Source organism: Bacillus sp. 01N45, assembly GCF_056399205.1.
Window position 1 is genome coordinate 399911 of record NZ_JBFTQW010000005.1, and the last position, 12856, is coordinate 412766.

The following is a 12856-nucleotide window of genomic DNA, read 5'->3' on the forward strand; positions in this document are numbered from 1 at the left end:
GCTATCTTTTTATTTTTTCGGCACCAACAAAATCCCTAAACTAATAAAAAAGAAGCTCATTATTTGCTGTATTGATAAACCAAATAAAACCGAATTTTGTTCACTAATAAGCGAAATAATAATATGAGCAAATCCCTCAACCATTAGAAAAACACTTATGTTCTTTCCATTTCCAAGTCTTTCATTTTTCATCCATAACAAGCCGATTATACAAAGGGCGAGGATGATCTCGTATACGAAAATAGGGTGATATAAAAATTTAGATTCATATATTTTCACACCCCAAGGCAATGTCGTTTGTACACCTATTTTGTGGTTGAATAGAAAATAAAAAATAATGCTCATACATAGTCCAATAGGTAATGCATCAAGTAAAATACGAAGCGAAAATTGTCCCTTTTTACTTTTCCAAACAATGTATATACTCGCAATTATGCATCCTACTATCATATGCTTCATACTTCCTATAGCTAATAATGCTTGCACTGGCGCTTTAAAAGCCCATACTGGATTTAAAATTGCCGGTGCAAATTTCCATACAAATACGATGATAAGAAAGGCATTTGTTACTGCATCCATCATTTTTTCATATGGTACACTTTCGTTCTTCATCTTTCGTTTCATCAACATAAATCCAAATAAACTTCCAATTATAAGAGATACGGGTTGTAACCTCACGATCCACTCCATCAATACAAAATCCCCTCTTTAACTCTCAATTAATTTCTTAAATTTCTCTTCTAATTGATCTGGAGGTAATACGCCTCGTACTTGCTCTACGATAATTCCATCTTTATTAACAAAAAATGTCGTTGGTAACGAAAATACTTTATAATCTAATCCAGCTACTCCGTCCATATCTAGTAAAACAGGAAACTTAAATCCGTGACGATCTGCAAATGCACTCGCTTCTTGTACTGGATCTCCAATTGTCGCATTTACCGCAAAAATTTCAACATCCTTTTTATATTTATCATACATACGAACTAAGTCAGGTGCCTCCATTTCACATGGGCCACACCATGATGCCCAAAAATTAATAAGGTATGGCTTGCCTTTTGCATCATTTAACGAATACAGCTTCCCGTCTAACCCTTTTAATGTTATGTTTGGCGCTTTAAATCCTACTTGTGGTAATACTTCTGTTTCTTGTAACTCCGCTTGTTTTGCTTTTCTTTCTTTTTCTTCTTTCTTTGTATTATAAAAATTAACTCCGGCCCAAATTAATGCCCCGGCCAGTATAATCGCAATTAGTTTCTTCACTTTTCTTCCTCCTCATTTTTAAAAGCCTGTAAATCCACCGAATAGACGAATAAAGAATGCGGTAATTTTCGTCATTTGATTTGTATACAATAAAACCCCTGTTACAATCATCATTCCACCGCCAATTTTCATCATGACATTGGCATATGTAACAATCCATTTTACTTTCCCAATAAAGAATGCCATCACGAAAAATGGAACCGCAAACCCAAGAGTATACGCGGTAATATAAAGAAGTGCCCCTTCAGGATTTGTCGCACCAAGCATGAGTACAGCTGAAAATATCGGTCCAACACATGGCGTCCAACCCGCTGCATATGTCATACCGACTAAAATCGAGCGAATATATCCAGTCGATTTACTTCTGTATTGTACTTTTTTCTCTGCCATAAGCCACTTAGGTTGAAACAAACCTGTCATAAACAGTCCCATCAAAACAATAAAAACCCCACCAATTTGTTGAATCAATTTTTGGTTAGATGAAAATGTTATTCCAATCCAACTTACCGATAAACCTAACGCATAAAATATAACCGAAAATCCGATCATAAAAAATACGGTATGTATAATCGCTGATTTTTGCATAATTCCACGATTCTCTTTTAAATCTTGAATAGACACACCTGTAATATATGATAAATAAGATGGATATAGCGGTAAAGAACATGGTGATATAAATGACAATACCCCTGCCCCAGCTACAAGCCAAATTGTTAAATCTGCTGCATTCATTTTGCTCCCCCTAAAGCACTACAATAAGTAGTGTTAATTCTTAAAAAAAGAGGCTATATGCACTCTCCAACAATAAGTACAATCGACATACAGAATAAACCTAATGTTACATATAACGAATTCGTATGTAATGGAATATTGAGCTTAACAACTTTTTCATTTAACACTTGCTCGATTCGTAAATTTATTGCTGTTTTTGCAAATGAAGCTGTCACACATCGATTTTCCATTGTCTTTATTTTAATTAATTTTAATAACGCACTACCTAATTCGAATGAAGATTTCATCTTTTGCATTGCATATTTATCTGCTGCTAGCTCCTGATACACATGATAGCGCTGCAATAACCCTTTTAATATCGGGATGTACACCATTCCTTCTGCTAATAACGTAAAACAAAATAATTTTAATGGATCTCGATTAGTTTGATGATATTCTTCATGGAAAATAATCGCATCCATTTCTTCAGCTGAAAATGTTTGAAGCATGCCTTCTGACATGACAACTTTCGGACGAAATAACCCAATTGTAAATGCCGCAACTTCCGCGTTCGGCAATATATATATTTGTTTTCCTTTTCGAATGAAAGGGATAAGTACTTTTTGTAATTTTTTACTATAGAAAAATTGTCGCCACATTCTTTTGCACACTATGAGTACTGTAAGTAATAGTAATCCAGCAATTATAATACGAATGAGCGATAATTCCTTCATATGTTGTTCTAATTGAAACAAGCAAAAATTTGAAAGAAAGAACGCCTTATTTTGAAACAGAAATGGATATGTAACGTAATACACTAACATACTGAAAAAGAGGGTACTAACAATTACTGCTAACAATACGATTTTACGCATTTGCCATTTCATTTCATTGATCCTCTTTTTTTAACTGACTCAATTTGTCTTCTAATTTTTTTATTAAAGTCGGATCAGCCTGCTCTAACTCATCTAGCATATGATTTACAACTAAATCTCCAAATTCCCCCATCAATTCCTGTGTCATTTTCTTCGTTTGATTGGATAAGAATTCTTCTTTTGTTTGTACAGTACGATATATGCCACTTCTTTTCACCGTCTGTTTTTCTAAGTGTAATTTCTCTACTAACCTGTTCATAACTGTCATAACAGTGTTAAAATTCACAGGTGATTCTTCACTTAATTTCTGCTGCACTTCTTTAATCGTAATACCCTCGGTAGACCAAACAATCTCCATAATTTTTGCTTCAAGAGGTCCAAAGAAATGATTTAATCCTTGCTCATTTAATTTATAGTTTTGAGTAAACATAGTATGGCTCCTTTCACACTACAAATTGTAGTACAAATTAAATGAAAGGTCAAACAAGAATGATATACACTAAAATTCACTACCTATAAATACGTAGGCCATTCCATTCATTTTAAACCTAATTTCTCTCCAAATGTCTCAAAGAGATACTGCTCTAATATTTGTACATTAAACTTCTCATTGCGCCCAAGTGCAAATAATTCCCGATCCTTTGCTACGATAGTATCTAAAGGAATAACGACATTATCCACTATTTTTGTAATTTCAATGATGTTACTTTTTACATTTACCTCTGTTTTAAATTCAACATTTTCTAATACGATATGTGAACGTCTTCCTGATGTAAAAAAAGTAAAATTAGGATTTTTCACAACGCCAATTTCAGCCTCTAACGCATATAAATAGTGAAAAATTATATCTCTATGTCCATCTTTTATTATTTTTTCATCCTTCTCATCATCTAAGTATTCTTTCACCTTCGCTGCAAACTCAAATCGAAAATCCACCTTTTTCACGCTCCCTCTTTGTATTTTTATATTAAATAAATATATTGAAATAATTTTACCATATTGTAATACAAGTTCCTATTAAAAGTAAAAAACGATTTGTGAAATCTCTATTATTTCCGATTCCTTTTTAAAATATAAACACTAATTCAATTTGAATTAATGCTTTGTTATATCCATTTAAACATATTGTTTCCATATTTTGAAACAATAGTATGAAATATTATATATCGATAAAGTGAAACTTTAATCAATGGGAGTTTCGTTCATCCCCTACTGATTATCAGCCCTCACCAATCAAGATTTTACGGGCAGCCCGCAAATAGCCGGGTAATTTGTTTCAAATTCATTTTTCTATATAGTTATCACTACCTTTACTATTCCGATATACTTAAACTATATTTTCTACTTATTCATTACTTGAGAGAAGGAATGTTACTCTCTTCTATCGAATTTTTATATAACAAAAATGATTAGGTGGTGCTTTACTATGAAATTAGCTGTCATTGGTGGCGGTGATTTACAAGATTCAAATCACTCGCCTATTAATGAGCGACTTATAGAATTAACAAATAAACAGTATCCAAAAGTATTATTCATTCCTACAGCTAGTCATGATGATGAAAGCTATATAAAGCTATTTTTAGAGACGTTCGAAAAACAATTACACTGTGAAGTACAAATTTTACGTACTATAGCTGATACACCTTCTAAATATGAAATAGACGAAATGATTCAGTCTGCTGATTTAATTTATCTCGGTGGCGGGAACTATATTCAAATGGTTACAGAATGGAAAGAACTTAAACTCGATGAAAAATTATTATTTGCTTTGCAACAAGGAACGCTCATTGCGGGGTATAGCGCCGGTGCTATGTGTTGGTTCACATCTAGTATCCGATCAGATTATGAAGGTTCTGGTTATATAGAGTGTAACGGTTGGGGAATTGTTAACAAAAGGTTTTGTCCGCATTATAATCAATTAAATAGAATGAACGCCTTCCATTCCTTTTTACAAAATCATCAAGGTAATATAGAAGGAATTGCACTAGAGGATAATTGCGCTTTATATATTACAGAAGAATCTTTTGAAATTATCGGTGAACCTGAAAAAGCGTGGGAGTTTTATATGAGTGATAACAAGCTCATTAGACAACATTTTGATATCACTTTAAAAAGCTATTTGTAAACATACACTTACAAAAAATGTCCCTAAGTATAATAACTTAGGGACATTTGCATGATTTAACTCACTAGTCGTGTAATTCGTTTCTTCTGCCATGAAAGCTTATAATATGCATACTGTAATATTAAGCTGACAATAAATGCTGCTGGGTACCCAATCCATATCCCTTCTATGCCAAGACTTGTATGGTAAGAAAGGTAATACGCTACAGGTACTTCAACAAGCCAAATTGATACAACTCCGATAACAGTTGGCCATAATACTGTACCACTCGCTCGCATTGTCGCACTAATAATTTGCGCATGCCCGAAAATTAAATAACTCCATAACGTAATCATAACTAGGCTATGAGCAATTTCAATTGTAGTTTGACTCGTTAAAAATAGCGATAGAATATCTCTTGAGAACAAGTAAATAAGGGATATTAGCACACCACCTATGACGTAGTTCATAATAATTCCGGCCTTCACAACTTTTTGCAATCGATCAAATTGATTCGCACCAATTGATTGTGCTGCAAAAATGGAAACTGTAATACCAAGGCTAACTGCTGGCATTTGTACATAACTTGCAACTTGGTTTACAACGCCATAAGCTGCTGTTGCATCTGAACCGTAACGATTTACAAACGCGATGACCGCAATTTCAGATAATGAAACTAATATCATATTAATACTCGCTGGAATACCGAGTCGTAACAATAGCTTCAATAACTCCCCATCCATGCGAAGATATTTCCTTACCGTACTATCTAATTGTAGTGGGTGATTTTTCTTCTTTAAATACACTAACATGACAATAAACGTAATCACTGTAGATATAACAGAAGCATAGGCTGCTCCATACACATCTAATTTCGGAGCTCCTAACCATCCAAAAATAAGAATTGGTAATAAGATCATATTTAGCGCTGTACTTACAATTAAAAAGTAAAATGGCGTTTTAGAATCTCCTGTACCTCTCATAAATGTTGTGTATGCAAAATATAAAAATAATACTGGCATCGATATAAATAAAATACGTGCATAATGAACACTTATATCAATAATATTTTCTGGCGTTCCCATTAGGCGCATAATATCCATCGCAAAAATACTACCTATTATCGCCAACACAACTCCAATAATAAAGGTAAATGTCAGTGTCGTACCAACGATAGCTTTTAAACGATCTTCGTTTTTAGCACCAAACGCCTGACCAATTAAAATAGAACTCCCTGAACCAATACCAATTACAAATGAAACGAGTAAGAAAAATAGTGGAAAGAATGCTGATATAGCCGCTAAATCATTAACGCCAAGCCATCTTCCTACTACTACCATACCGAATAATTGTCCAATCGATTGTAATACATTACTTAATAGTAACGGTACTAAAAACATGGACATCGATTTCCAAATCGGTTTACTTTCACTTTCTAACTTATGTGACTCCGCACCTTCTTTATTATTATCTGTAGGTGGTTTCAAATTTCATTTCTCCTTTTATTAAAAATCTATTTTTCAACTTCTATTTCTTTGTATAGTTGTTATAATGATTTGCTTCTATTCATTTTCTTTTCCGTATTATTATAACTTCACCCAATATTGGCTTCCATCAGCTGTTCTATCTAAAAAACCATATTCAATTAAATATCTTCTTAAAGTTACAAAATCCGGGTATACACTTTCTATAACAGTATTCACTTCTTTTTCAGTGTACTTTTTATTACTATCAAACTTCGTCACTAAATGGCGTAATATAATTAATTTACGCTTTTGCTTTTTCGGAAATTTAGAAAGCGGTCCATCTAATCCTTCTGTAAAATGCGTTTTTAATACTTCATCATTTTCTTCTTCCGTAATATTGTAACGATCATCTACCATCGTTGCTGTTCTATGAATCGGTACAAATTTCGTTTGTACTTTTGATTTTTCTTCTGATAATTCCATTAACGCTAAAAACACTTTCGCTTGCTTCATTTTCTCTCGAAGTGTAAATCGATGATTACGAATGGTTGATGTACTTCCGCCATCCATCTCTTTTACAATCTCTTTATCACTTAGCCCCATATGGAAAAACTGAACCATTTTCTTTTGCAAATCCGTTAAACCAGTATACTTTTTATCAAGGTTTAATAAATAATCAAACATAGACGTATGTTCATTTTGCACATGCAGTTGTACAAACTTCTCTGCTTCATACAAAACCTGATTATCTTGATAAATAACCCCCTTAATAAACGCTTCTCCACAAGCTAAACAAATATACTCCTCTGCTTCCGCTTCAAATACATACCCTTTCTTCAATTCTTCTACCGAAGCATCCCAAAACTTCTCTGAAATATCACTCACACTAAACACTCCTTTAAAATGTTTATCTAAAAACAGACATTTCCCAATAACGTTTACTATCCCTTCATCATCTTAACATACAGTAAATAAACATTTCAACATTACGTTTACCCATTTTACAAACTTTTATAAAAAACGTCTGCTAAATAATTTTATAAAAAGAATTAAAGTAACAAAAAAGCGAATGTATTTAATACACAAATGAAGATAGGATGTGAAACAAAACATGACTATTCTGCAAGATCCTTGGTTTACTGTTAATCAAATTTACGGTTCACATCATACTCTTGGTCTCCCCCTACTATACTGAAAGAACTAAAATACGCTATTCAATATTTGAGTGATAACAACCTCGTTCTACACGGAACTGGTACTCACTCATTCCAAAACTTCAGCATTCAATTTTAACTACAAAAAAGGTATTTCCGTATATGGAAACACCTTTTATCCATTATATATTCTATTTATAACCTCGACTAAAGCCTTACTTACCTGTACAAATATATGCTTTCGATTTCCATCCTCAACAAATTTATTTGCACAACTACCCATGACCGTCATACAACTAATTATGACTAGCGCTAACTTTCTATTCTTGTAAGTCACTTCATACCTCTCCACTATTACAAAATTCCATTTAAATTTATCCCACTTTAATGGGCAGTAAGATCCCCACCTCAAAATTCAGCGAAAGCAAAGAAGTTAGGTGGGGGATCAACTGCCCATAAAAGTCCGATTGGTTTAACTAATAATCAGTGGGGGATGAAGAAAACCCCCACTGATTAAAGTTTCACTTTATCCCATCAGGAAATTTTACATGAATAATAAAACGTGTGAATATGCAATTATGCATATATACACGTTTTATTACGATGTTGTGATTTAATTTAGTTAGAGTACACGTAAACCGAGGTGACTAACTTGAAATTCAAAGCGAAAAAGAATCCATTTCACGTCATTTTCATTACATTATTTATCACTATTTTTCTCGTTTCGCTATTCTTCCAAAATGAAAATTCTATTTTTTTCACTCTCATGATGCTGTTAAATATCGTGAATCTTTCTTCATTCTATTTCTCTCACTACGACGTAACGGAATCATCTCTTGTCGTAAAACATGGTTTCATACTGCGTACTGAAATTCCATTTGAAGATATTCGCCATATTACATACTCTGGCAAAACACTTCGCTCAGAAAAGTGGACTAGGCAGCAATTAGAAATCCATTACAATTTATTTGATTCTGTGACAACTTTCGTACCTCAAGAAGAAGAAAAGTTCATTTCACTCTTAAAAGAAAACTGTCCACAAATGAAAGTATTGAACATGCCTGCTAACAAATAATATATTTTGGCACTTGTAGTAATACAAATGGAAGTCATAAAAATAAATATCAAAAAAGCCAAGATTCTAAAGAATCTTGGCTTTTTTATTACTCTTTCGGAGCAATCATTTTTTTCGGATCGACAATTTCATTAAATTGTTCTTCTGTTAGTAGTCCAGATTGCAGTGCTGCTTCTTTTAACGTTAACCCTTCTTTATGAGCATGCTTCGCAATTTTCGCTGCATTTTCATATCCGATATGCGGGTTTAATGCTGTAACAAGCATTAATGAACGATTCACATTCTCTTTAATTACTTCTTCATCTGCTTCAATACCAACTGCACAATTATCATTAAATGAAACAATTGCATCCGCTAATAGATGAGCAGATTGTAAGAAGTTATATGCAATAACAGGTTTAAATACATTTAATTCAAAATTACCTTGGCTCGCTGCAAATCCGATTGTTGCGTCATTTCCCATTACTTGCGCTACAACCATCGTTAACGCTTCACTTTGCGTTGGATTTACTTTACCTGGCATAATAGAACTTCCTGGCTCATTTGCCGGAATAATAATTTCTCCTAGACCACTACGCGGACCACTTGCAAGCCAGCGCACATCGTTAGCGATTTTCATTAAATCAGCTGCTAATGCTTTTAATGCACCATGCGTATATACAACTTCATCATGACTTGTTAATGCGTGGAACTTATTTGGTGCAGTAATAAATTGCTTACCTGTAAATTGGCTAATTTCCTCTGACACCATCTCCCCAAACTTAGGATGAGCATTAATACCTGTTCCAACTGCAGTACCACCAATTGCAAGCTCTTTCATATATGTATTGCTCTCTGCAATCATACGCTCTGTTTTTTCAAGCATACGGTGCCATCCGCTAATTTCTTGCCCTAATGTTAACGGTGTTGCATCTTGTAAGTGTGTACGACCAATTTTTATAATATGTTCAAATGCAGTTACTTTTTCTGCTAATGTCTCTTTTAATTTCGTAATTGCTGGTAACACGTGATTTTCTACTGCGATTACACATGCTACATGAAGCGCTGTTGGAAATGTATCATTTGAACTTTGAGACATGTTCACATCATCGTTCGGATGAATATGTGCGTCAGATCCCTTCTCTTTCAAAATTTGATTCCCACGATTTGCAATTACTTCATTCACATTCATATTTGACTGAGTACCGCTACCAGTTTGCCATACGACAAGTGGAAAATGTTCATTCCATTTCCCTGCGATCACTTCGTCAGCTGCTGCCACAATTGCTTCTGCTTTTTCTTCTGATAGCTTTCCTAATTTTTGATTACTAAGTGCTGCACTTTTCTTTAAAATGGCAAATGCTTTTACAATTTCAAGCGGCATTTGCTCTGTTCCAATCGGGAAGTTTTCTTTACTACGTTGTGTTTGTGCTGCCCATAATTTATCAGCTGGAACTTTTATTTCTCCTATTGTATCTCTTTCAATTCTGTACTCCATTTTTTCATCCCCTTGAAAATAAAATACCTACATTTCTCATTTTAACAGACTTTCACCCAGATGATAAGGATTCTCACTCGTATATATAAAAAAATACCTTCCGCCATCGCAGAAGGTATTTTTTTATGATGCTTGCTCTCCTTTTTCAACGTCATCTACATACCAAATGAATTTGCCTGTGTATCCGTAAATAACCGCCAAAATTAATGAAACAAAGCTTAACCACATAAACGGAACGTATGAGAACGTTGCTACACCTAAAATACCAGCCATAAAAATACCATTATCAGACCATGGAACCATACCTGAAGTTAACGTTCCACCTACTTCTGAGTTACGTGCTAATACACGTCGGTCTATTTTTAATTTATCATAGCTATCTTCCATAATTTTCGGTGTTAAAATTAGTGATACGTACATCGCACAACCAAATATATTCGCTAAGAATGCTACGATTAATGTAGACAATGTTACATTACCTGCAGAATTTAATTTCTTCTCAAATTTAGATACGATTACTTTTAAAACTCCTAGTTTTTCAAGTAATCCACCAAATCCTAAACCGAAAATAATAACGGCTACTGAGCCAAGCATACCGTTAATTCCACCACGGTTTAATAACTTGTCAACAAATTCAACACCAGATTGAATTGAGAATCCATTATACGCTGTTCCAATCGCCTCTCCAAAGTTCATTCCTTGGAAAAGAGTTGCCCAAATTGCACCAATTAAAGCTCCCATTGCAATTGTTGGCATAGACGGTTTCTTCATCGCTAATAGAGCGATAACAACGACCGCCGGAACAAGCATCCATATTTTAATATCAAATTCCTTTAATAAAGCTTCTTTTAAAAACTCTACTCGATTCAAATCTACATTATCGCCGCCATACATCCAACCAGCTACAGTAAACATAATGCTAGTAATAATATAAGCCGGAACATCTAATACGAGCATAGCTCGAACGTGAGCAATAACGTCTACTTTTGCCATAGACGCTGCAAGAACTGTACTATCAGAAAGTGGTGATAATTTATCGCCGAAATAAGCTCCTGAAAGAACTGCACCAGCAACAAGCGGAAGTGGTAAGCCAAGTCCTTCACCAATCGCCATCATAGCAATACCTGCTGTTCCTACTGTTCCCCATGATGTTCCTGTTGCGATAGAGGTAATTGAACAAATAATTAATGTTGCTAATAGGAATATGCTAGGGTGAATAAACTCTAATCCATAATAGATTAATGTTGGTACTACGCCACCAGCAATCCAAGTTCCAATTAAAGCACCTACCGCAACTAAAATCAGTATTGCTTCTAATCCGTTAGAAATCCCTTTCGTAATTGCATCTTGCAATTCTTGATAACGAAATCCTAATCTTAATCCAAGCGCAATTACTAAAAACCATGAAATAAATAGCGCTAATTGAATTGGGAGATCAAAAATCGTTTGGAAGGAAAAGACAACAGCAAGAAATAGTAATAAAAGAACTATGATTTCTAGCATCGATGGTAATCTTACACTTTTCATTTTTTTCTCTCCTTACAAGTCGATAACATGACGTATGTCGTCTTACATGTATGTAATATACAATTAGCGAAGACAAAACAAAATTTTCATATTATTTCGATTTATTTTTCCAGTATAATATAACACCTTTTCTATTGTAAAAGTAGATGTTACTTTTCGCAATGGAAAATATAAAAAATGTTACATTTTTATATAGAACAATCCAAAAATAACTTTTTTAATATTTGCCACAACAAAACTTTTTACTATTATCCTCCCCTTTTAAGGAATACCATTTTTCTCCACAAAAAAGCACACATCATTAAAATGATGCATGCTCTACTTTTATTTATACATATTTTGTATTTCTTCTTTATTTTTAAGTATTTCCACAAACTGATTGCTACAGCCTTTCGGAAATAACACTCCGAGCCCATAGGAATGCTCAAACTGAAAATGAGGGTACTTCGCCTTGACCTCATCCCAAAATTTATACACACCGAAGTTTCGATCTTTCACCTCAATATCATGAAATAACACAATACCGTTATTCGCAAGTTTCGGTAGCCATGTTTTATAGTCATGAGAAACTGCTTCATACGTATGATAGCCATCAATATGCAACAAATTTATCGTTCCATCTTGAAACTGATCCACGGCCTCATCAAAAGTAGACCGAATTAAATTCCCTATTTGAGGATAACTCGTGCTCACGAATTTACTCACTATTTGAAAAACACCTTCTCCATATGGACCTGTGTGCTCATCTCCCGCCCAAGTATCTACAGCAAAGCATTTTGTAGATAATCCTTCATCTTTTACCCCTTGGCAAAAACTGAAAAAAGAAGCTCCTAAATGTGTACCTAACTCAACTAATATTTCTGGCTTTTCAAATCTTACTAAATCATAAGCGAAGTTTAAATGTCCCACCCAAGCAGAATTCATACGAATATATGGATTGTATTGATCAAATTCAAATGTTGGTTTATGAGTAACCCAGCTCATCACATTTCTCCTTCTACACATATTTTTAACAAACCAAATTACTCTTATCTTTATTTTTTTATCCTCTTGATTATGATTTATTTTTATAATTTTATCTCGCTTTATTTCACCTCCTCACTTGTATCGTAAACATAACTGGAACTACTAAAATTCCTACCTTCTAACACAGAAATTTCAGTTTATTTTTTATTCATTTTGTGATATATTGCATATTGTATCC

13 protein-coding genes and 1 pseudogene are annotated in these 12856 nt (G+C 33.9%); 3 read left to right on the plus strand and 11 right to left on the minus strand.

The annotated features are described in order from the left end of the window. Positions 1 to 9: 9 nt before the first annotated feature. The 6 genes from AC1DMU_RS14890 to AC1DMU_RS14915 all read right to left on the minus strand — a co-directional run bounded on the left by AC1DMU_RS14890 (position 10) and on the right by AC1DMU_RS14915 (position 3785). Positions 10 to 690 carry a prolipoprotein diacylglyceryl transferase family protein gene (locus AC1DMU_RS14890; protein WP_088062951.1) on the minus strand — a complete coding sequence of 227 codons (681 nt, stop codon included), beginning with the start codon at positions 688 to 690 and terminating at the stop codon, positions 10 to 12. A gap of 18 nt (positions 691 to 708) precedes the next feature. After that, on the minus strand, positions 709 to 1263 hold the full coding sequence (locus tag AC1DMU_RS14895; protein WP_000733169.1) for a TlpA family protein disulfide reductase: 555 nt from the start codon (positions 1261 to 1263) through the stop codon (positions 709 to 711). A gap of 18 nt (positions 1264 to 1281) precedes the next feature. After that, entirely contained in the window at positions 1282 to 1995 is a 714-nt protein-coding gene (gene ccdA, locus AC1DMU_RS14900; RefSeq protein WP_000990445.1) for a cytochrome c-type biogenesis protein CcdA, read from the minus strand. A 53-nt stretch (positions 1996 to 2048) separates the two neighbouring features. Beyond that, positions 2049 to 2861, minus strand: a complete 813-nt coding sequence (locus tag AC1DMU_RS14905) for a M56 family metallopeptidase (RefSeq protein WP_088062950.1) — start codon at positions 2859 to 2861, stop codon at positions 2049 to 2051. Between the two features lies 1 nt (position 2862). After that, positions 2863 to 3279 carry a BlaI/MecI/CopY family transcriptional regulator gene (locus tag AC1DMU_RS14910; RefSeq protein ID WP_000495070.1) on the minus strand — a complete coding sequence of 139 codons (417 nt, stop codon included), beginning with the start codon at positions 3277 to 3279 and terminating at the stop codon, positions 2863 to 2865. Between the two features lie 107 nt (positions 3280 to 3386). Beyond that, entirely contained in the window at positions 3387 to 3785 is a 399-nt protein-coding gene (locus AC1DMU_RS14915; RefSeq protein WP_002108594.1) for a DUF3942 family protein, read from the minus strand. Positions 3786 to 4275: 490 nt separating this feature from the next. On the opposite strand from AC1DMU_RS14915, the gene AC1DMU_RS14920 reads away from it, so the two are divergent. Beyond that, the gene (locus tag AC1DMU_RS14920) at positions 4276 to 4974 is read left to right on the plus strand and encodes a peptidase E (protein WP_088062949.1); all 699 of its coding nucleotides are present in this window, start codon (positions 4276 to 4278) and stop codon (positions 4972 to 4974) included. 56 nt (positions 4975 to 5030) lie between these two features. Here the strand turns inward: AC1DMU_RS14920 and AC1DMU_RS14925 are convergent, their stop codons facing one another. Both AC1DMU_RS14925 and AC1DMU_RS14930 read right to left on the minus strand, forming a co-directional pair. Next, on the minus strand, positions 5031 to 6440 hold the full coding sequence (locus AC1DMU_RS14925) for an MATE family efflux transporter (protein ID WP_000804150.1): 1410 nt from the start codon (positions 6438 to 6440) through the stop codon (positions 5031 to 5033). 99 nt (positions 6441 to 6539) lie between these two features. Beyond that, positions 6540 to 7304, minus strand: coding sequence for a DUF2087 domain-containing protein (locus tag AC1DMU_RS14930; protein ID WP_088062948.1), 765 nt, complete (start codon positions 7302 to 7304; stop codon positions 6540 to 6542). A gap of 256 nt (positions 7305 to 7560) precedes the next feature. Here AC1DMU_RS14930 and AC1DMU_RS14935 point away from each other — a divergent pair. Beyond that, a pseudogene (locus tag AC1DMU_RS14935) lies at positions 7561 to 7712 on the plus strand (MBL fold metallo-hydrolase); the annotation flags it as partial. Between the two features lie 513 nt (positions 7713 to 8225). After that, the gene (locus tag AC1DMU_RS14940) at positions 8226 to 8648 is read left to right on the plus strand and encodes a PH domain-containing protein (RefSeq protein WP_087983140.1); all 423 of its coding nucleotides are present in this window, start codon (positions 8226 to 8228) and stop codon (positions 8646 to 8648) included. Positions 8649 to 8736: 88 nt separating this feature from the next. Here AC1DMU_RS14940 and fumC read toward each other — a convergent pair whose 3' ends face one another. The 3 genes from fumC to AC1DMU_RS14955 all read right to left on the minus strand — a co-directional run bounded on the left by fumC (position 8737) and on the right by AC1DMU_RS14955 (position 12636). Further along, complete coding sequence (gene fumC / locus AC1DMU_RS14945) at positions 8737 to 10125, minus strand: class II fumarate hydratase (RefSeq protein WP_088062947.1); 1389 nt, start codon at positions 10123 to 10125, stop codon at positions 8737 to 8739. 123 nt (positions 10126 to 10248) lie between these two features. Beyond that, on the minus strand, positions 10249 to 11652 hold the full coding sequence (gene nhaC / locus AC1DMU_RS14950; RefSeq protein ID WP_088062946.1) for a Na+/H+ antiporter NhaC: 1404 nt from the start codon (positions 11650 to 11652) through the stop codon (positions 10249 to 10251). A 324-nt stretch (positions 11653 to 11976) separates the two neighbouring features. Next, entirely contained in the window at positions 11977 to 12636 is a 660-nt protein-coding gene (locus AC1DMU_RS14955; protein WP_088062945.1) for a class I SAM-dependent methyltransferase, read from the minus strand. Between the last annotated feature and the right edge of the window lie 220 nt (positions 12637 to 12856).